The organism is Nocardia sp. NPDC058244 (genome assembly GCF_042882065.1).
GTDB lineage: Bacteria > Actinomycetota > Actinomycetes > Mycobacteriales > Mycobacteriaceae > Nocardia.
In genome coordinates, this window is the sequence record NZ_JBHVWX010000010.1 from 133,269 (window position 1) to 153,254 (window position 19,986).

The 19,986-nt window shown below is 71.1% G+C and carries 19 protein-coding genes; 6 read left to right on the forward strand and 13 right to left on the reverse strand.

Features of this window, described 5'->3' with window-relative positions; all coding sequences use genetic code 11:
- The first annotated feature begins 147 nt into the window (after positions 1–147).
- Complete coding sequence (locus ACFVW6_RS29195) at positions 148–1,215, forward strand: serine hydrolase domain-containing protein (protein WP_378830137.1); 1,068 nt, start codon at positions 148–150, stop codon at positions 1,213–1,215.
- A gap of 113 nt (positions 1,216–1,328) precedes the next feature.
- On the opposite strand, the gene pyrF is transcribed toward ACFVW6_RS29195, so the two are convergent.
- Genes pyrF through pyrR form a run of 7 tightly spaced genes read right to left on the reverse strand, consistent with a single transcriptional unit; the run spans position 1,329 to position 10,029 of the window.
- A complete protein-coding gene (gene pyrF, locus ACFVW6_RS29200; RefSeq protein WP_357345092.1) occupies positions 1,329–2,153 on the reverse strand; it encodes an orotidine-5'-phosphate decarboxylase in 825 nt (274 codons plus the stop codon).
- Position 2,154: 1 nt separating this feature from the next.
- Positions 2,155–5,517, reverse strand: coding sequence for a carbamoyl-phosphate synthase large subunit (gene carB / locus ACFVW6_RS29205; protein ID WP_378830136.1), 3,363 nt, complete (start codon positions 5,515–5,517; stop codon positions 2,155–2,157).
- A complete protein-coding gene (gene carA, locus ACFVW6_RS29210; RefSeq protein WP_357345089.1) occupies positions 5,517–6,632 on the reverse strand; it encodes a glutamine-hydrolyzing carbamoyl-phosphate synthase small subunit in 1,116 nt (371 codons plus the stop codon). Before carA ends, carB begins: the two co-directional genes overlap by 1 nt.
- A complete protein-coding gene (locus ACFVW6_RS29215) occupies positions 6,629–7,135 on the reverse strand; it encodes a transporter (RefSeq protein ID WP_355281367.1) in 507 nt (168 codons plus the stop codon). The genes carA and ACFVW6_RS29215 overlap by 4 nt, the downstream gene beginning before the upstream one ends.
- 13 nt (positions 7,136–7,148) lie before the next feature.
- Complete coding sequence (locus ACFVW6_RS29220; protein WP_378830134.1) at positions 7,149–8,447, reverse strand: dihydroorotase; 1,299 nt, start codon at positions 8,445–8,447, stop codon at positions 7,149–7,151.
- Complete coding sequence (locus tag ACFVW6_RS29225) at positions 8,444–9,400, reverse strand: aspartate carbamoyltransferase catalytic subunit (RefSeq protein WP_357345084.1); 957 nt, start codon at positions 9,398–9,400, stop codon at positions 8,444–8,446. The genes ACFVW6_RS29220 and ACFVW6_RS29225 overlap by 4 nt, the downstream gene beginning before the upstream one ends.
- Positions 9,397–10,029, reverse strand: a complete 633-nt coding sequence (gene pyrR, locus ACFVW6_RS29230) for a bifunctional pyr operon transcriptional regulator/uracil phosphoribosyltransferase PyrR (protein ID WP_355281373.1) — start codon at positions 10,027–10,029, stop codon at positions 9,397–9,399. The genes ACFVW6_RS29225 and pyrR overlap by 4 nt, the downstream gene beginning before the upstream one ends.
- A gap of 550 nt (positions 10,030–10,579) precedes the next feature.
- Here pyrR and ACFVW6_RS29235 point away from each other — a divergent pair.
- The gene (locus ACFVW6_RS29235) at positions 10,580–10,867 is read left to right on the forward strand and encodes a hypothetical protein (RefSeq protein WP_378830133.1); all 288 of its coding nucleotides are present in this window, start codon (positions 10,580–10,582) and stop codon (positions 10,865–10,867) included.
- 86 nt (positions 10,868–10,953) lie between these two features.
- On the opposite strand, the gene ACFVW6_RS29240 is transcribed toward ACFVW6_RS29235, so the two are convergent.
- Complete coding sequence (locus ACFVW6_RS29240; RefSeq protein ID WP_378830132.1) at positions 10,954–11,730, reverse strand: helix-turn-helix domain-containing protein; 777 nt, start codon at positions 11,728–11,730, stop codon at positions 10,954–10,956.
- Between the two features lie 44 nt (positions 11,731–11,774).
- On the opposite strand from ACFVW6_RS29240, the gene ACFVW6_RS29245 reads away from it, so the two are divergent.
- Positions 11,775–12,158: a hypothetical protein gene (locus ACFVW6_RS29245; RefSeq protein WP_378830131.1), complete on the forward strand. Its 384-nt coding sequence runs from the start codon at positions 11,775–11,777 to the stop codon at positions 12,156–12,158.
- A gap of 99 nt (positions 12,159–12,257) precedes the next feature.
- Here the strand turns inward: ACFVW6_RS29245 and ACFVW6_RS29250 are convergent, their stop codons facing one another.
- The 3 genes from ACFVW6_RS29250 to ACFVW6_RS29260 form a co-directional block, all read right to left on the reverse strand.
- Positions 12,258–13,046 (reverse strand): MerR family transcriptional regulator, encoded by a 789-nt coding sequence (locus ACFVW6_RS29250; RefSeq protein ID WP_378830129.1) that lies wholly within the window; start codon positions 13,044–13,046, stop codon positions 12,258–12,260.
- 29 nt (positions 13,047–13,075) lie between these two features.
- Positions 13,076–13,579 carry a VOC family protein gene (locus ACFVW6_RS29255; protein ID WP_378830128.1) on the reverse strand — a complete coding sequence of 168 codons (504 nt, stop codon included), beginning with the start codon at positions 13,577–13,579 and terminating at the stop codon, positions 13,076–13,078.
- 63 nt (positions 13,580–13,642) lie between these two features.
- Positions 13,643–14,554 carry a DMT family transporter gene (locus ACFVW6_RS29260; RefSeq protein WP_378830127.1) on the reverse strand — a complete coding sequence of 304 codons (912 nt, stop codon included), beginning with the start codon at positions 14,552–14,554 and terminating at the stop codon, positions 13,643–13,645.
- 115 nt (positions 14,555–14,669) lie between these two features.
- Between ACFVW6_RS29260 and ACFVW6_RS29265 the strand changes: the two genes are divergently transcribed.
- Positions 14,670–15,560: an RNA polymerase sigma-70 factor gene (locus ACFVW6_RS29265; protein WP_378830126.1), complete on the forward strand. Its 891-nt coding sequence runs from the start codon at positions 14,670–14,672 to the stop codon at positions 15,558–15,560.
- Positions 15,561–15,575: 15 nt separating this feature from the next.
- On the opposite strand, the gene ACFVW6_RS29270 is transcribed toward ACFVW6_RS29265, so the two are convergent.
- On the reverse strand, positions 15,576–17,102 hold the full coding sequence (locus ACFVW6_RS29270) for an FAD-dependent monooxygenase (RefSeq protein ID WP_378830502.1): 1,527 nt from the start codon (positions 17,100–17,102) through the stop codon (positions 15,576–15,578).
- 167 nt (positions 17,103–17,269) lie between these two features.
- The gene (locus ACFVW6_RS29275) at positions 17,270–17,965 is read right to left on the reverse strand and encodes a MerR family transcriptional regulator (protein WP_378830124.1); all 696 of its coding nucleotides are present in this window, start codon (positions 17,963–17,965) and stop codon (positions 17,270–17,272) included.
- A 112-nt stretch (positions 17,966–18,077) separates the two neighbouring features.
- On the opposite strand from ACFVW6_RS29275, the gene ACFVW6_RS29280 reads away from it, so the two are divergent.
- Together ACFVW6_RS29280 and ACFVW6_RS29285 are read left to right on the forward strand one after the other, a co-directional pair.
- A complete protein-coding gene (locus tag ACFVW6_RS29280; protein ID WP_378830123.1) occupies positions 18,078–19,298 on the forward strand; it encodes an erythromycin esterase family protein in 1,221 nt (406 codons plus the stop codon).
- Positions 19,299–19,335: 37 nt separating this feature from the next.
- On the forward strand, positions 19,336–19,959 hold the full coding sequence (locus ACFVW6_RS29285; RefSeq protein ID WP_355281400.1) for an alpha-ketoglutarate-dependent dioxygenase AlkB: 624 nt from the start codon (positions 19,336–19,338) through the stop codon (positions 19,957–19,959).
- Positions 19,960–19,986: the final 27 nt, after the last annotated feature.

A 19,986-nucleotide genomic window follows, 5' to 3' on the forward strand; every position in this document is an offset into this window, starting at 1 on the left:
GTAGCGTCGACCCCCCGGTCCGGGCGGGGCGACCGCAGTCCGGGGGTGGGGTTTTCCGCACCCCGATCGCGGGGCGTACACCCTCGTCGGCGGCGGATCCGCTGCCTAGCGTCGAATACCATGCGACAGAAGCTATTTCGTGCCTGTGTGGTCGTTCTGGGGACCGTTCTGGTAGCCACGACGGTGGCCGCCACCGTCCTCGTGACGGCCCGGTGGCGGGTCGTCGGGGACACGGTCGAGGCGACAGCCCGATGGCACGGCACCGACGTCCTGCTGCGGATCTCCGACGGGGAGCGGACGCGGGAGTGGCAGCACGGCGGCGACGGGCGGCCCACACCTGACCCGCACAGCCGGTTCCGGATCGGCAGCATCACCAAGACCTTCGTCGCGACCGTGCTGCTGCAACTGATGGACGAGGGCCGGATCCGCCTCGACGACCCGATCGCGACACACCTGCCCGGCCTGATTCCGGGCGGCGACCGGATCACCGTGCGGCAGTTGATGAATCACACCAGCGAGCTGTACGACTACATGAAGGAGCCCGGACTGTCGACGAACCGGTGGCGCGGAGCCGACCGGTTCCGCGGCTACACGCCCCGCGACCTGCTCGCCGTCGCGACCGCGCACGAGCCCTCCTTCGCCCCCGGCGCCCACTTCCGCTACTCGAACACGAACTACGTCGTCCTCGGCCTGCTGATCGAGCGGCTGACCGGGCACCGCTACGGCGACGAGGTCCGCGATCGGATCCTCACCCCGCTGCGGCTGACCTCGACCACGATTCCCGGCGACGATCCCGGCATCCCCGCGCCCGCGCTGACCGCGCACCGCGACATCGACGGTGTCGGCCGCACGGAGGTCACCGAGATGAATCCGTCGCTGGACGGCGCGGCGGGCGAGATGATCTCCACCACCGCCGACCTGGACGCGTTCTTCGCGGCCCTGCTGGGCGGACGGCTGACCAGTCCCACCGCGCTGGACCGGATGCGCGAGACCGTCCCGATGGGGATGGGGTTCCACTACGGCCTCGGCCTGCAGCGGTTCGACCCGCCGTGCGGTGACCAGCTGTGGGGGCACGGCGGCGAGTTGCTCGGCTACGTGTCGTACGCGTTCCGCTCGACAGGGGGACGGTCGCTGACGATGGTGCTCGGCTCGGCGGATTCGTCGGACGCGCTGTCGCTGTTCGCCACGGTCACCGCCACCTACTGCCTCGCCTGACCTCGGTCCGCCGCCACGCGGACCGGTCCGCCCCGCCGGATCGCGGGACGCGGCCCAGGGAAACGATCAGGCCGGGGGCAGCGTGTCGCTACCCCCGGCCTGTCGCGTTGTCGTCAGCCCTGCAGGAAGGCGAACTCCTCCTGCAGGCGAGCCGTCTTGTCGCACAGCGCCGTGACCGACGGGCCGGCGCTCAGTACCTCGCGCGACACGTTGGGTACCACCGCGGCCAGGTTCGCCGCGGGGACCAGGGCGCGGATGGAGTCCGCTCCCCCGCCCTGCGCGCCGACGCCGGGCATCAGGATGGGGCCGTTGAGGGCCGAGAGGTCCGGCGCCTCGGTGAGCGTCGCGCCGACGACCACGCCGACCGAGCCGAAGCCGTGGCCCGCGTTGCGCGCCGCCGCCTCGTCGACCATGGTCTGGGCGATCGTGCGGCCGTCCGCGGCGGTGATCCGCTGCAGTTGCGCCCCTTCGGGATTCGACGTCGCCGCGAGGACGAACACGCCGCGATGATTGTCGTGCGCCAGGCTCAGCGCCGGGTCGAGGGACCCGAAACCGAGGTACGGCGAGACCGTCACGGCGTCGGAGCCCAGCGGGCCGTCACCCAGCCAGGCGTGCGCGTAGGCGTCCATGGTGGAGCCGATGTCGCCGCGCTTGGCGTCGGCCAGCACCAGGGTGCCCGAGGCCCGCAGCACCTCGATGGTGCGCTCGAGCACCGCGAGACCGCCCGAACCGTAGGTCTCGAAGAACGCGACCTGCGGCTTCACCAGGGCGACGCGACCGTCGAAGGCCTCGACGCAGATCTCGGCGAAGGCCTCGAGCCCGTCGACGTCCTCGGACAGCCCCCACGCCCGGAGCAGGCCGGGGTGGGGGTCGATGCCGACGCACAGCGGGCCGAATTCCCGCATGGCGTGCTGCAACCGGTGACCGAAGCTGTGCATGTCAGCCCCGCAGCACCGAGTGCAGCTGCTGCAGCGAGCGCACGCCGATGCCACCGTTGATGCTCGCCTCGATGCCCTGCACCGCCGCGGCCGCGCCCTGCACGGTGGTGATGCACGGGATGTTCGCGCCCACCGCGGCGGTGCGGATCTCGTAGCCGTCCACGCGGGGGCCCGAGTTGCCGTAGGGGGTGTTGAACACGATGTCGATCTCGCCGTCGCGGATCTGCTCGACGATCGAGGCCTCCGGCATGCCGGTCGCCGGGTCGGTGGCTTCCGGGTCGGAGTGCTTGCGCACCTGCTCGCACGGAATGCCGTTGCGGCGCAGGGTTTCCGCGGTGCCCTCGGTGGCGAGGATGCGGAAGCCCAGGTCGTGCAGGCGCTTGATCGGGAACACCATGGCGCGCTTGTCGCGGTTGGCGACGGAGACGAACACGGTGCCCTCGGTCGGCAGCGAGCCGTAGGCGGCGGCCTGGCTCTTGGCGAAGGCGGTGCCGAAGTCGGCGTCGATGCCCATGACCTCGCCGGTGGACTTCATCTCCGGGGAGAGCAGCGAGTCCACGCCGGAGCCGTCGGCACGACGGAACCGGTGGAAGGGCAGCACGGCTTCCTTCACCGCGACCGGCGCGTCCAGCGGCACGTGGCCGCCGTCGCCCTCGGGCGGCAGCATGCCTTCCTTGCGCAGGTCGGCGATGGAGGCGCCGAGCATCACGCGCGCACACGCCTTGGCCAGCGGCACCGCGGTCGCCTTGGAGACGAACGGCACCGTGCGGCTCGCGCGCGGGTTGGCCTCGAGCACGTAGAGGATGTCGTCCTTGAGCGCGTACTGCACGTTGAGCAAGCCCTTGACGCCGATGCCCTTGGCCAGCGCGATGGTGGAGCGGCGCACGGCCTCGATGTCGCTGCGGCCCAGGGTGATCGGGGGCAGCGCGCAGGCGGAGTCACCGGAGTGGATACCGGCTTCCTCGATGTGCTCCATCACGCCGCCGAGGTAGACCTCTTCGCCGTCGCACAGGGCGTCGACGTCGATCTCGATGGCGTCTTCCAGGAAGCGGTCGACCAGCACCGGGTGATCCGGGTTGAGCTCGGTGGCGCGGGAGATGTAGCCCTCGAGCGAGGTCTCGTCGTAGACGATCTCCATGCCGCGACCGCCGAGCACGTAGGACGGGCGCACCAGCACCGGGTAGCCGATCTCGGCGGCGATCTTCTTGGCCTGCTCGACCGTGGTGGCGGTGCCGTACTTGGGCGCGGGCAGTCCGGCGGCGACGAGCACGTCACCGAATTCGCCGCGGTCCTCGGCCAGGTCGATCGCGGCCGCGGAGGTACCGACGACCGGCACGCCGGCGTCGGTCAGCCGCTGCGCCAGGCTCAGCGGAGTCTGGCCGCCGAGCTGCACGATCACACCGGCGACGGTGCCCGACTCGGTTTCCGCGTTGTACACCTCGAGCACGTCCTCGAAGGTGAGCGGCTCGAAGTAGAGGCGGTCGGCGGTGTCGTAGTCGGTGGAGACGGTCTCGGGGTTGCAGTTGACCATGACGGTCTCGTAGCCCGCGGCCGAGAGCGTCTGTGCCGCATGGACACACGAGTAGTCGAACTCGATGCCCTGACCGATGCGGTTCGGGCCCGAGCCCAGGATGATCACCTTGTCGCGCTCACGCTGCGGCGCGACCTCGGACTCCGCGCCGGGATCCAGCTCGTAGGAGCTGTAGTGGTACGGCGTCTTGGCCTCGAACTCGGCGGCACAGGTGTCGACGGTCTTGTAGACCGGGCGCACACCCAGGCGATGGCGCAGCGAGCGCACCCCGGCCTCGCCCGCGAGCTCGGGCCGCAGCGCGGCGAGCTGACGGTCGGACAGGCCGTAGTGCTTGGCGCGGCGCAGCAGATCCTCGTCGAGCACCGGCGCGTCGAGGACTTCCTGGCGCAGCGTGACCAGTCCGGCGACCTCGGCGACGAACCACGGGTCGACACCGGAAGCCAGCGCGACCTCCTCGATGCTCGCGCCGTAGCGCAGGGCCCGCTCGACCTGGTAGATGCGGCCTTCGGTGGGCACGCGCAGGTCGGCGAGGATGGCCTCGATCGCCTCGCGCACCGACGCGGGATCGCTCGGGTCCTTCGGCGCCCACTGCCCGTCGTCGAGGGTCCAGAAGCTGGCGGCCTTGGTCTCGAGCGAGCGCAGCACCTTGCCGAGCGCCTCGGAGAAGTTGCGGCCCATCGACATCGCCTCGCCCACCGACTTCATGGTGGTGGTCAGAGTGGCGTCGGCGCCGGGGAACTTCTCGAACGCGAACCGCGGCGCCTTCACGACGACGTAGTCCAGGGTCGGCTCGAAGCAGGCCGGGGTCTCGCCGGTGATGTCGTTGACGATCTCGTCGAGGGTGTAGCCGATGGCCAGCTTGGCGGCGATCTTGGCGATCGGGAAGCCGGTGGCCTTCGACGCCAGCGCCGAGGAGCGCGACACGCGCGGGTTCATCTCGATGACGATCAGGCGACCGTCCTTCGGGTCGACCGCGAACTGGATGTTGCAGCCGCCGGTGTCGACGCCGACCTCGCGCAGGATGGCGATGCCGAGATCGCGCATCTTCTGGTACTCGCGGTCGGTGAGCGTCATCGCGGGGGCGACGGTGACCGAGTCGCCGGTGTGCACGCCCATCGGGTCGACGTTCTCGATCGAGCAGACGATGACCACGTTGTCGCGGCCGTCGCGCATCAGCTCGAGCTCGAATTCCTTCCAGCCGAGGATGGACTCCTCGATCAGGACGTTCGCGGTCGGCGAGGCGGCCAGGCCGCCACCGGCGATGCGGTCGAGGTCCTCGTCGTTGTAGGCCATGCCGGAGCCGAGGCCGCCCATGGTGAACGACGGGCGCACCACGACCGGGAAGCCGAGCTCGCCGACGGTCTCGCGGACCTCGTCCATGGTGTAACAGACCCGGCTACGGGCACTTTCGCCGCCGACCTTGGCGACGATGTCCTTGAACTTCTGCCGGTCCTCACCACGCTGGATGGCCTCGAAGTCGGCGCCGATCAGCTCGACGTTGTACTTCTCCAGTACCCCGCGCTCGTGCAGCGCGACCGCGGTGTTGAGCGCGGTCTGCCCACCGAGGGTGGCCAGGATGGCGTCGGGACGCTCCTTGTCGATGACCTTCTCGACGAACTCCGGGGTGATCGGCTCCACGTAGGTGGAGTCGGCGAACTCGGGGTCGGTCATGATGGTCGCCGGGTTGGAGTTCACCAGCGATACGCGCAGTCCCTCGGACCGCAGCACCCGGCACGCCTGGGTACCGGAGTAGTCGAATTCGCACGCCTGGCCGATCACGATCGGGCCAGAGCCGATCACCAGGATGTGCTTCAGATCCTCGCGGCGAGGCATCAGGCTCCTTCCATGAGACCGGCGAAACGGTCGAACAGGTATGCGGCGTCGTGCGGGCCTGCGGCGGCCTCGGGGTGGTACTGCACCGAGAAGGCGCGACCGTCGATCAGTCGCACACCCTCGACGGTGCCGTCGTTGGCGCAGATGTGGGAGACCTCGGCCTTGCCGAACGGGGTGTCGAACACCTCGCCCTTCTCGCCTTCCAGCGCGAAGCCGTGGTTCTGCGCGGTGATGGAGATGCGGCCGGTGCCCTCTTCGACCACCGGGATGTTGATGCCGCGGTGGCCGAACTTCATCTTGTAGGTGCTCCGACCCAGCGCCCGGCCCAGGATCTGGTTGCCGAAGCAGATGCCGAACAGCGGGATCCCGCGCTCGAGCACACCCTGGGTCAGCGCGATCGCGCCGGTCTGGGTGGCCGGGTCGCCGGGGCCGTTGGAGAGGAACACGCCGTTGGGGTTCAGCGCGAGGATGTCGTCGAGGGAGGTGTTCGACGGCACCACGTGGGTGCGCACGCCGCGCTCGGCGAACATCCGCGGAGTGTTGGTCTTGATGCCCAGGTCGACCGCGACGACGGTGAAGCGATGGTCGCCGACCGGCTCGATCGTGTACATGCCGTCGGTGCTGACCTCTTCGGCGAGGTCGGCGCCCAGCATGGAGGGCTGGCTGTTGACGCGGGCCAGCAGCTCGTCGTCCCCGGCCAGGGCGGCGCCGGAGAAGATGCCAGCCTTCATCGAGCCGCGGGTGCGCAGGTGGCGCACGACCGCGCGGGTGTCGATGCCGGCGATGCCGACCACGTTCTGCTTGTCGAGCTGGTCCTGCAGGGTGCCGGTGGCACGCCAGTTGGAGGAGATCGGCGAGGGGTCGCGCACGGCGTAGCCGGCGACCCAGATCTTGCCGGACTCGTCGTCCTCGTCGTTCCAGCCGGTGTTGCCGATCTGCGGGGCGGTGGCCACCACGATCTGGCGGTCGTAGCTGGGGTCGGTCAGGGTCTCCTGGTAGCCGGTCATCGCGGTGCAGAACACCGCCTCGCCCAGGGTCTGGCCCTCGGCGCCGAAGGCGGTACCGCGGAACACGCGGCCGTCCTCCAGCACGAGGGCTGCCTTCACTTTGCTCATTCGTCGTCTCCCGTCGTCGCCCTGGTCGCATCCGCGGTCCATGCCGGGTACACCGTCTTGTCGTCGCCCCGGAATCCGGTATCGATCTCGGTTCCGGTCGGCAGTGTCCAGCGAATTACCAGCACACCATTCTCTGTCATCACTTTGCCCGCGTGGCCGCGTTCGGTCCGCACGGCGACCACGGATTCCTGCGGAATCCAGATCACCGTCGCCCCGTCGCGTTCGAGCAGGATTCCGCGTTCGAACCGCGTCAGTTCCGCGGTCGCCCGGAATCCCAGGTCACCGACCGCGATCCGGTCCTGCCAGCTGGGCGCGAGGGTGCTGCCCAGGTAGAGGCCGGTGGTCGGTTCCAGTAGTTGCGCGCCCAGCTCGGCGGGCACGGTCGGCAGCTCGCCGATCCGGTCCCGCTGCCGGGTGGCTTTCTTCTGCCAGGCTCGGTACATCAGCCACAGGCACAGGAGGAACAGGGCCAGACACCCCAGTACCCACAGAGTTCTTTCCACGTTCCTGGCCTCCCTAGATCCCGACCGCCTTGCCCTCGCGGGCAGTTACCCGGCCGCGCAGCACGGTGGCTGACACCTGGGCCGGGAACGTCATGTCCTCGAACGGGGTGTTGTTCGAGATGCTCGCCAGTTCGGCGCCGTGCACCGTCCACTCGGCGTCGGGGTCGATCAGCGTGAGGTTGGCGGGTTCACCGACGGCGATCGGGCGGCCGTGGTCGTCGAGGCCGACGATCGCGGCGGGCTTCTCGCTCATCACCCGGGCGACGCCGCGCCAATCGAGCAGGCCGGGCTGGACCATCGTCTGCACGATGATCGACAGCGCCGTCTCCAGCCCCAGCATGCCGGGCCGGGCGGCCGCGAACTCGCAGCACTTGTCCTGCTCGGCGTGCGGGGCGTGGTCGGTGGCGACACAGTCGATGACGCCCTCGGCCAGTGCCTGGCGCAGGGCCGCCACGTCGGCGGACTCGCGCAGCGGCGGGTTCACCTTGTTGACCGCGTCGTAGGTCTCCAGGCGCGAGTCGTCGAGCAGCAGGTGGTGCGGGGTGACCTCGGCGGTGATCGAGATGCCCTGGGACTTGGCCCATTTCACCAGTTCGACGGTGCCCGCGGTGGAGGCGTGGCAGATGTGCACGCGGGCACCGGCGTCGCGGGCCAGCAGCGCGTCGCGGGCGACGATCGACTCCTCGGCGGCGCGCGGCCAGCCGGCCAGGCCGAGGCGGGCGGCGTTGGGGCCCTCGTGCGCGACGGCGCCCTTGGTCAGCCGAGGCTCCTCCGCGTGCTGGGCGATCAGCACACCCAGCGAGTTCGCGTATTCCAGCGCGCGGCGCATGATCAGCGGGTCGTAGACGCAGTGGCCGTCGTCGGAGAACATCCGCACCTGGCCGACGCCCGCCGCCATGGTGCCCATCTCGGCGAGCTGCTTGCCCTCGAGCCCGACGGTGACCGCGCCGACCGGGAACACGTCGACCAGGCCGACCTCCTGGCCGCGCCGCCACACGTGATCGGTGATGACGTGCGAGTCGGCCACCGGGCTGGTGTTGGCCATCGCGAACACCGCGGTGTAGCCACCCAGTGCCGCTGCGGCCGAACCGGTTTCGATGGTCTCGGTATCCTCGCGGCCGGGCTCGCGCAGGTGGGTGTGCAGGTCGACGAAGCCAGGCAGCAGGATCTGGCCGTCGCCGTCGATCACCTCCGCGCCCGCCGCGGCCTCGATGCCGGAGCCGATCTCGGCGATGACGGCGTCGCGCACCAGCACGTCGACCGGCTCGCCCTCGCCGTAGGGCCGGACATTCTTGATCAGCAGTTCACTCACGCCGCTACCTCCTGGGTGCCGACGAGTAGCCGGAACAACACGGCCATCCGCATGTGCACTCCGTTCGTCACCTGTTGCAGGACTGCCGCTTTCGGCGAATCGGCGACCGCCGAGGCGATCTCCATGCCGCGCAGCATCGGACCGGGGTGCAGCACCACCGCGTCGTCGCCGAGCAGGCCCATCCGCCGTTCGGACAGTCCGTAGTTGATCGAGTACTCGCGGGCCGACGGGAAGAAGCCGCCGTTCATCCGCTCGGCCTGCACGCGCAGCATCATGACCGCGTCGGCGCCGGGCAGTTCCGCGTCCAGCGAGGTCGCGACCCGGCACGGCCAGCTGTCCACGCCCACCGGCAGCAGCGTGCGCGGCGCGACCAGCACCACTTCGGCGCCGAGGGTGTTGAGCAGCAAGACATTCGAGCGCGCGACCCGGCTGTGCAGGATGTCGCCGACCAGCACGATCCGCTTGCCGTCGATGTCGCCGAGACGCTGGCGCAGGGTCAGCGCGTCGAGCAGCGCCTGGGTGGGGTGCTGGTGGGTGCCGTCGCCCGCGTTGATGATCGAGGGGGCGGCGCGGTTCTCCTCGCGCGCCCACTGTTCCATCCAGCGCGCGATCTGGTGCGCGGCGCCGGAGGCCGGGTGGCGCACGATCAGCGCGTCGGCGCCCGCCGCGTGCAGGGTGAGCGCGGTGTCGCGCAGGGATTCGCCCTTGGAGACCGAGGAACTCGACGCGCTCACGTTGATCACGTCGGCGCTCATCCACTTGCCCGCGACCTCGAACGACACCCGGGTGCGGGTGGAGTTCTCGTAGAACACCGTCATCACGGTGCGGCCGCGCAGCGTCGGCAGCTTCTTCACCTCGCGGCCGAGCAGGGCCTGTTCGAAGCGCTCGGCTTCGTCGAGGAGTTCGGTGGCGGTGCCGCGATCCAGGTCGGCCACCGTCAACAAATGCTTCACTGCTGCGCCTCCTGGTGCAGGTACACACCATCGTGTCCGTCGTGTTCGGTCAGCAGGACCGAGATGTCCTCGGCGCGCGAGGTCGGCACGTTCTTGCCGACGTAGTCGGCGCGGATCGGCAGTTCGCGGTGGCCGCGGTCGATGAGCACCGCGAGCTGGACCGCGCGGGGGCGGCCGAGGTCGCGCAGGCCGTCGAGGGCCGAGCGGACGGTGCGGCCGGAGAACAGCACGTCGTCGACGAGGACGACCAGGGCGTTCTCGATGCCGCCATCGGGCACCGAGGTGCGCTCGAGCGGACGGTGCGGACGGCTGCGCAGGTCGTCGCGGTAGAGGGTGATGTCGAGCGAGCCGAGCGCGGGCCGCACGCCGGAGAATTCCTCGATCTTGGCGGCGAGCCGGTTGGCCAGCGTGGTGCCGCGGGTCGGGATGCCCATGAGAACCACCCGCGGTGCGTCGGCGTCGCCGGAATCCAGGGCGGTCTTCTCGATGATCTGATGCGCGATGCGCGCGACGGTCCGGTTCACGTCCGACGGCGACAACAGCTCGCGGCCGGCTGCCACCCACTCGGGGGTGTGCCGCTGCGATGTTTCGCCCGCGCCGGTTCTGGCCGCCCGTTCGGGCACAGCCATGCCGACCTCCTTCCCCGCCTCACCGGACGGTCCGTTAAAGGATGCCTAACTCGCGCTCCACCCTATCAGCGTCCCGACCGGCCTTTGACCAGGTAGGCCCACCTGTGAGCGCGACCACGACGCCCCACCCCACCCCACCACGTGCGCCCCCGATCACACCCCACCCGAAACCCCTGCGAGCGCTGCGGTTTCACCTCCCACCCGCCCCGACTCCCCCACCAGCACACGTGACGCCATTCACGAACCACCCGACCGGCCATCGTCACCCGCTCGACCAGCCTCGGGCAGCGGCTGTCGCGATGAGCGCTTGTCGGTGTGAGGGGGGCCGACTAGACTGTGACGCGCACCACACCCGTTCGCCCGGATGTGGTGCCGATCTTCAGCGCACAGCGTGGCCCGATCGGAGCGCCGGGTCACGGCGATCTTCTTCGGCCGGCTCGTCGACGAGCCGGGTTCGATCGTCGCTCCCCTTCGGCTCGACCGCCCGAGCGGTGCGGGCGAGCGATTCCGTGCACCCTTCCGCACGACCATTCGGCAAGGAGATGACGTCATGGCTGTTGCCGTCGAACTCGATTTCCCCGGCGCGACGCTGGAGCAGTACGACCAGGTGCTGGAGAAGATGGGCTTCACCCACGGGGGCACCGGCGGGCCCGGGATGATCTTCCATGTGGTGCGCGAGACCGTCGACGGGTTCCATGTCACCGATGTGTGGGAGTCCGCTGCCCAGTTCCAGGAGTTCGCGGAGACCACGCTCCGGCCGCTCAGCCAGGAGGTCGGCCTGACCGCGGAGCCGGTCATCACGATCCACGAGGCCCACAACTTCCTGACGCGGGGCTGAGCCGCTCGCCGACCGTGACGCGGGGTCACGGCCGGCGAGCGTGGCCCCCTGGGCGAACCCGGATCGCGTCGAGCAGGTTCGGGCCGCTACGTCGCGAGCAAGGCCCGTTCCTCGACGACGATGCGGGTACCGGCACCCAGCAGTTCGGCGGCGGTCAGGCCGAACAGGGCGTGGAAGGTGTCGCTGAAATGGGAGGGGCTGGCGAATCCGGCGGCGGCCGACGCGGTGGTGAGATCGGAGCCGTCGGCCACCGCCCGGCCGACGGCGAGCATCCTGGCCCACACCCGATAGCGGCGGAAGGTGGTGCCCGCCTGGGCGGAGAACAGGTGCAGCAGCCGGGATTTCGACAGATGGACCGCGGCGGCGAGCTGATCGGCGGAGACGTCCGCGGCGGGGTCGGCGCACAGCAGCGCGGTCGCGGCGGCGATCCGGGGATCGAGGGCGGGGCTCGCGGTTCCGGATGCCAGGTCGAGGAGGTCGAGCGGCGCGGAGTCGGTGGCGGCGAGCCGGATCAGGGCGGATTCGTCCGCGTGGGCGACACCGAAACCGCCGATGCCCTCGCGCATCTGGTGGCGGCAGGCCGCGGCGCGGGGTGAGCCGGGATCGAGGTAGCAGAACAGCATTCGGCCGTCGGCGACGATCCGGTGCGGCGTGCGCGGCGGCACCAGGACACTGCGGACCGTCCGCGCGCCGATCGCGTCGGCCTCGACCGTGAACGCCGCGTCGAGCCCGACGGCCAGGCAGGCCACCGAGCCGGAGTGCCGGTCCAACCGCAGCGACGGGCCGCGGTAGATCGCGTGCCCGGCCCACAGCCACACCGTCGCCAGGGGTCGGCACGTTTCCGGAAGTGGTGCTGCGCCCATACCCGCCATGCTTGCACGAACAGTGTCGAAGGAGAGGTGGACGGATGGTCGGGGATATCGTCGGCGCGGCGTTGCTGGTGGTCGTGGGGCTGGTGCATGTGCTGCCCGGGGTGGTCGCGGTGTCGCCGGGACGGGTCGCGACGGCCTACGGCACCGAGGTCCCCAACCGGGATCTCGAGTTGCTGCTCCGGCATCGGGCCGTCCTGCTCGCGCTGGTCGGGATCGGGCTGATCATCGGCGCGTTCGTCCCGTCGGTCCGGGCGGTGACCATCGGGGCCGGAATCCTCAGCACCGCTGCGTTTCTCGTGCTCACCGCGACGATCGGCCCCGAGGCACTCGGTCCGCGGACGCTGCGGGTGGCCCGGGTCGATGTGGGTGCGCTCGCCGCACTGGTGGTCGCGGCACTGGTCTTCGCGGTCACCGGCTGAGCTCGGGCGCCGACCGGATCACGACAGGCGCGCGAACCGAAACCCAGACTCCGGGCTATCCGCCAGATCATCACTGTGACAGCTCGTTTCGCGGCGGACTCAGGCCCAGGTGGCCGTCTCGGGATCGACACCGTTGGCCTGGGCATTGGCGTCGATGACCGCACTCAGCCAGCTGGTCAGACCGGGCTCGATGGCGTCGTAGAACGCCGTGTACTCCGGGTCGCCGACGTAGCGGCGACCCAGGCAGACCTGCATCGCGTGCGTGCAGTCGAAGTAGACCGCGATCGACGCGCGATGCCGTTCGGCCAGCGCGCCCGCGCGCGCACTGCCGGGCGCGACACCGGCGCGGAGGGCATCGGCGAGGTCGGCGTGCAGGGCGGCGGTGTCTTCGGCGATCCGCTGCCAGTCCCGCGCCGACCGCTCCGCCGCGCGTTCGGCGTACTGGGTCCACTGCGGGGTGTCGCCCCATCGTTCGCGGGCCTGCGCCACCCAGGACGGCTGCCAGTCGCCGCCGAAGATCGCGACCTGGTCCTGCGGGCTGAGCCGGATGCCCGATTCCCTCGCCTCGATCATCCGGTCCATCGCCTCGGTGGTGCGCCGCAGCCGCCGCAGCCTGGCGTGCAGCGCGTCGCGTTGCTTGCGCAGGGTGGCCAGCGCGTCGGCGGCCGGCGCGTCCAGTAGCGCGCCGATCTCGTCCAGCGGCACCCCCAGCTCGCGGTAGACGACCACGCGCTGGGCGCGGACCAGATCGGCCGCCGTGTACAGGCGATAGCCGGCGCCGGTGCGGTCGGACGGGTGCACCAGCCCGACCGCGTCCCAGTGGTGCAGGGTGCGCGTCGTGACGCCGAGCAGTTCCGCCGCGACGCCGACGGTGAGCGGTTCGGACACGGCCTCCAGTGTGCCGTGCCCGGCGCCCGTCATCGCTCAGGCGCTTCGATGCCGATCGACCGGAGGTGCGCGGCCGCCGGGCTGTCCGGGTCCCACGGCTGGGCGGCCGTCATGATCACGCGGAGGTTCTCCGGGGTGCGGACCTCGACTTCGACGGAGTTCCACGGCATGACCCGGGGCCCGAGCGTGCATCCGGGCGCCGCCGCCTCGCACGCGGCGACGATCCCCTCGATCTCACCGAGCACACACGAGAAACTCACCGTGGTGGCCGGCGTGTCGGCCGGGCGCTCCCCCGGCACCAGCAGGACGTCCTGAAAAGCCCAGCGGCGCAGGTGCGTCAGCTGCCCCGGCACCGTGAACAGGTCGAAGAACCCGAGACCCCGCACCCAGAAGTCCACCGACGCGGCGAGATCCGCAGTCGGCACGGTGACGAACATCGGCATGCCGTAGAGACCGCGGAACGGTTCGGGCGCAACAACATCCGGTCCAGGGACGGGAACCGGGCTCATCTCGAAAGCGGGAAAGGTGTTCATACCGGCATGGTCGACCCTGACGCTACGTGAGGGTCAAACCGCGTGCTGCCCACGCCGGACCCGCTACAGCGGGGCGGGTGGTTCGGGGGTGGGTTGGCGGGTGGGGAGCGCGCTGATCGTCAGGGCCAGCATGACCAGGGCGATGCCGGTCAGTTCGAGGGCGGTCGGGCGCTGGGCCAGGGCGATGGCACCGACAACGGTGGCGGTGGCGGGCAGCAGCGCGAGCAACAGGGCGAACCGAGCCCGGCCGACCGCGGTCAGGACGACCTGGTCCAGCGCGTACGGGACCGCGCTCGACAGCACCCCGACACCGAGACCGAACAGCCAGGTGCGGGGGTCGGCGAAGACCGACGGGTCGATCGCGAGCTGCGGGACCAGGACGAACGGCGCGAGCAGGGCCGCTGCCGCCGCCATGCCGACGGCGAGCGAGTCCAGCCCGTCGCCCGCGTCGGCCACCCGCTTGCCGACCAGGATGTAGCCCGCCCACAGCACCGCCGACGCGACCGCGAACGCCAATCCGACCGGCTCGACGTCGAACTGCACCCCGGCCAGCAGCAGCACCCCGACGGCGACCAGCACGACCGCGAGCACATCCCTGGCCCGGCGCGAGCCGAGCGTGGCCACCGCCACCGGGCCGAGGAATTCGATGGCGACGGCGGTGCCCAGCGGAATCCGCGCGATCGCCTCGTAGAACACGATGTTCATCGACACCGTGACGACGCCGAACCCGGCCGCCACGGCGACACCGCGCCGGGTCCACCGCGTGCGCCACGGTCGCCGCCAGGCCAGCAGCGCCAGCCCGGCCGCGGCGGCGCGCAACCACGCCACGGTCGCCGGTTCGGTGGTGTCGAACAGGAACACGCCCAGCGCGGCGCCGAGGTACTGCGAGGTCGCGCCGACGACGAACACCAGGGGCACCGACCAGCCGGGCAGGACGGGGCGGGTCGGCCGCTCGGTCGTCGAGATCGCATCCACTCCAGGAGTAATCCACAGCCGACCGCGGATTTCAACGCGTGACCGACCCCACTGTCACACCGTGACCGGCCGCGGCGTCTCATGGGGAAGACCGGCACCGACAGACAGGACCACCATGAGCGAGGGAACCGACGCCGCCACCGCGGCCTTCGTGACGCACCGCAACCTGCTCTTCACGGTCGCCTACGAGATCCTGGGCTCGGCCGCCGACGCCGAGGACGTGCTGCAGGAGACCTGGTTGCGCTGGGCCGACGTGGATCAGGCCGAGATCCGCGATCCGCGCGCGTATCTCGTCCGGATCGCGACCCGGCAGGCACTGACCCGGCTGCGCACCCTCGGCAGGCGCAAGGAGACCTATGTCGGGCCGTGGCTGCCCGAACCGCTGCTCACCGCACCGGATGTCGCCGAGGACGTGGAGCTGGCCGACAGCGTCTCGATGGCGATGATGCTGGTGCTCGAGACGCTCGCCCCGGTCGAACGGGCGGTGTTCGTCCTGCGCGAGGTCTTCGACCTGGCCTACGACGAGATCGCCGCCGCGGTGGACAAGAGCCCGGCCGCGGTGCGCCAGATCGCGCACCGGGCCAGGGCCCACGTCGCCGCGCGCAGGCCGCGCGGTCCGGTGTCCTCCGCGCAGAGCCGCGACGCGCTGGCGGCGTTCGCCCGCGCGGTCGAGACCGGTGACCTGCAGGGACTGCTCGATCTGCTCGCGCCGGAGGTGGTGCTGCTCGCCGACGGCGGCGGTGTGGTCAAGGCGGTCGTGCGCCCGATCGTCGGCGCCGACAAGGTCGCGCGGTTGATGGCGGGCGGCCTGCCCCGGTTCCCCGGTGCGGTGTCGACCGAGCCGACCCAGATCAACGGCGCGCCCGCCCTGATCGTGCGGCGCGACGGCACGCTCGACAGCATCGTGACCGTCCGCCTCGACGACGGGGCGATCACCGGGCTGTATGTGGTGCGCAATCCCGAGAAGCTGTCGCGGATCGAGCGGGCGACCACCGTCGCCCGCTGATCCGCGACGGCGTCGTCAGGGCGTGCCGACCCAGGTGTCGAGCGCGGCGCGCAGGGCGGGCGCCGCGGCGTCGGCGGATTCGTCGACGCCCGCGGCCCAGGCGACGTAGGCGTCGGGCCGCAGCAGCAGCGCGTCGGCGGGCCGGTCCGCGGTCTCGGCGGTGACGATCACGATCCGCGGTTCCCGTGCCAGGGCGAGTTCGCGCAGCTCCGCGCGATCGGCCAGGTCGAGCAGGACCGGCCGCGCGGCGTGGAGCAGTTCGGCGACGCTGGTCGTGCCCTGCTCGGTGCGCAGCGGGAGGTCGGGCGCGAACGCACCGGCCAGCGGGTGCGGGTCGGCGCCGGGCACCGGATAGCGGACGTCACCGGCCGAGATCATGCCCGCCAGCTTGCGCAGCGCGGGCTCGTCGGCGAACAGCTCCTGGAACACCGCGCGCAGCGCGTCGGCGGCCTCGTCCTGGCCACGGCGCAGCGCGGCCTGGGCGCGGGTCTGCTGCAACGCCCGGCCCGCGGCGGCGTACCGCTCGTCGTGGTAGGTGTCGAGCAGACCGGGCGCGGCGGTGCCCTGCACGGTGGCGGCCAGCTTCCACGCCAGGTTGACCGAGTCGAGCATGCCGACATTGAGGGCCGTGCCGGTGGCGGGCAGCAGATGCGCGGCGTCGCCCGCCAGCAGGACCCGCCCGACCCGATAGCGCTCGGCCCGGCGGGCCTGGAACTGGTAGCGCGACAACCGGACCGGTGCGCCCAGCGGCAACTCGGCACCGAGGACCCGCTGGGCGCTGGCACCGAGTTCGGCCAGGGTCAGCGGGTCGTCGTTGTCGTATTCGGTGAACTCCTCCTCGGTGGTCTGGAAGAACATCACCCGCTCGTCGGCCCGCACCGGACCGATCGCGAAGACACCGCGCTCGGTGCGGGTGAAGCCGGGCTGGATCGGCCCGAAGCCGGGCACGTCGATGCCGCCGTCGTCGAGCACGGCCACCGAGTCCGGCAGCGCGACCACACCGAGCCGGTTGACCTCGGGAAAGGTGTTGCCGGGGAACGGGATCGCGGCCAGTTCCCGGATCCGGCTGCGTCCGCCGTCGCACCCGACCACGTACTGCGCGCGCACCCGGTACGGCCCGTCCGGCCCGGTGACTTCGACGGTCACCGCGTCGGCGTCCTGCGCGAGCGCGATCACCTCGTGCCCGCGGCGGATCTCCGCGCCCAGTTCGACGGCCCGCTCGGCGAGCAGCTCTTCGACCCGCGCCTGTGGAATGCCCATCGCGTCCATCGGCCCGTCCGCGAGCGGACCGAAGTCGACGTGCATGCCGCCGAACGGGAAGATCGGGGCCGGGATCGGGCTGCCGACGGCGGTGAAGCGGTCGAGCAGGCCGCGATAGCGCAGCATGTCCAGGATCCGGCCGCCCAGGCCGCTGGCCTTGTGCGCGGTGCCCGGCTCCGCGCGTCGTTCGAGCACCACGGGGCGCACCCCTGCCAGGGACAGTTCCCCGGCCAGCATCAGCCCGGCAGGTCCGGCGCCGACCACGATCACGTCGGTCTTCATTTCACGCACTCGCGTCACTCCCATTTGTCGCCGGTCCGAATGTCGAGGTGAGATTGTGCAGGAGGACCGGGGTCTTGCCGCAAGCCCCCGGGTCGGCTATACCTTGGAAGGGGCGAAGAGCGATTCGGCCTCGCCCGCTCCGGCTTTCGCCGACTCCCCCGCCGCCGCTACGGCTCGTCGAGCAGGCGCAGATAGCCGTCGAGCTGGGCCGCACCGGCGAGCAGGTGCCTGCCGCGCGCGGTCAGCCGATCCTGCCAATCCTCGAGGAAGACGCGCAACGCCTCGGTCCCGCCCGCCGCGCGCAGGGACTCGACGAACTTCGCCACCTGGACCAGCCGATAGCCGCCGCGCCGGAGCTGGCGCGCGATCTCGGCATCGCGCACCGCCGCTGCTCCGTAGATTCGATAGCCCGTCCCCGGGTCGCGTTCGGGACGCAGGATGTCCGCGTCTTCCCACGTGCGCAGCGTCGCCGTATGCACACCGATCCGGCGCGCGAGCTCGCCGACGGTCAACGCACGACCGGCGATCGGCGCGGGCTCGGCGGTCGACAGGCTCCCGAGGGCGGTGGCGACCTCGGTGCGGGTGGCGCGCTCGTCGAGCAGCGCGACATGCGCGACATCGAGGAGCCGGTACGCGGATTCGCGATCACCACGATGGACGGCCCGCAGGATCGCGGCCGCCTGCTGATGCCCGTGCCCACCGCGCAGGGCGAGGAAGGCCCGCAACGCCTGCGCGTGCCGGGGCGTATAGCGCCGGTATCCCGACGCGCTGCGCTCGGCGGCCGGGAGGATGCCCGCCTCGTCGTAATTGCGGATCGCCTGGGCGGACAAGCCGTGTTCCCGGGCCAGATCGATCGGCCGCAAGCTCTTCCTCCTTTGAGACTTTTCTCGACTATCACCAGGCAATATTCGAGAAAGTTTCACCCGAACCTTCAACGATACTGTCGAAGGCATGTCTTCCGACCAAGGAGTGTTCATGCCTACCGTCACCACCCCGCGCGACCTCGGCCGCGAGCTCGACGACTCGACGAGCCTGGGCCGCGCCGTCGACGACCTGCTCGCCACCCGCGCCGAACCGCCGGTCCTGCTCGCCCTCGGCGAACCCACCCACGGGATCGCGGCATTTCCGTTGCTGCGCAACGAACTCCTGGCCCAGCTGGCCGAGCGGGGGTTCCGATCGATCGCGCTGGAATCCGACGTCTTCGCCGCCTCGATCGTCGACGACTACATCAACGGAGCGGCGACCGATCTCGAGACGGTTCTGGCGACCGGCTTCAGTCACCATTTCGGCGCCGTGCCCGGCAATCGCGAACTCGTCGAATGGCTGCGCGCGTACAACGCCGACCGCGCCACCGCCGACCGCTGTCGCTTCCATGGCTTCGACGCGCCGACCGAGCAGACCGACGTGCCCAGCCCCCGAGTCGCGCTGACCACGGCCGGCGAGTATCTGCCCGAACCGCTGCGGCCGACGTCGATGCGCGAGCTCGAGGCACTGCTCGGCGAGGATGCCGACTGGTCGAATCCGGCGGCCGTGTACGACCCGGCCGTCTCGATCGGCGGCTCCGAGCGCGCCCGCGCGCTGCGCGTCGTCGCCGACGACATCGCGAGCGCGCTGCGTCGCGCGGCACCGTCGCTGCGGCCCGCCGACCCCGCCGGCTACGACCTCGCCCTCGCCTACGCGCGCACCGCACTCGGCCTGCTCCGCTACCACGCCGTCATGGCCACGCCCGGCCCCGATCGCATCGCGAACCTGCTCAGCGTCCGCGCGGAGATGATGGCCGACAACTTGCACGCGATCGTCGCCGCCGAGCAGGGACGCGGACCGACCCTGGTCTTCGCGCACAACGTGCACCTGCAACGTGCCGGATCCACCCTCACCATGGGTGGCGAGGACGCGCACTGGTCCGGGGCAGGCGCGCTGGTCGCGCTCACCCTCGGCGAGCGCTACACGTTCGTGGCGACCGACGCGAACCCGACCAGCGCACCGGGCACCCTCCAGTTCGAACTGGCCGCGGCCACCACCCGCCGCGCGCTGTTCCCCGCACCCGCCCTGCGCGCCGCGCTCCCGCCGTCGATCCGCGCGGGCGAGCCGATCGTGCCCGGTCACCTCCCGTTCGAGCCCGACGGGCTCGCGGGCGCCGACGCGATCGTGTTCGTCGCCGACACCGACGGCACCCGACACGAATACTGGCACTGATCCGAACATACGTTCGAACGCGCGCTAGACTGTCGGCATGTCGCTGCCCCTGCAAGGTTCACTGTTCGACGGTGAGGCGGTTGCGCTGGGTTCGATCGAGACGATCCGGCGCACCCAGCTCGACGCGACAGCCTGGGTGGATGTGCTGCCCGGCTGGCTGAGCGGCGCGAGCGTGGTGTTCGACCGGCTCGCGGAGCGGGTGCCGTGGCACGCCGAGCGCCGACCCATGTACGACCGGGTCGTCGACGTGCCACGCCTCGTGTCGTTCTTCGGCGAACACGACCCGCTCCCCGACCGGATCCTCGTCGCCGCCAGGGACGCGTTGAGCGAGCACTACGCCGCCGAACTCGGCGAACCCTTCCGCACGGCCGGGCTGTGCTTCTATCGCGACGGCCGCGACAGCGTGGCCTGGCACGGCGACACGATCGGGCGCGGCGCCACCCACGACACCATGGTCGCGATCGTCTCGGTCGGCGCACCACGCGCCCTGCTGCTGCGCCCACGCGGCGGCGGGGCCAGCGTGCGGTTCACCGCAGGGCACGGCGACCTGCTGGTGATGGGCGGCGCCTGCCAGCGCACCTGGGAGCACGCGGTACCCAAGACCACGCGCCCGGTCGGCCCACGCATCAGCATCCAGTTCCGCCCGCGCAACGTTCGCTGACGATCCAGCCGGAACCCGTGCCCGACA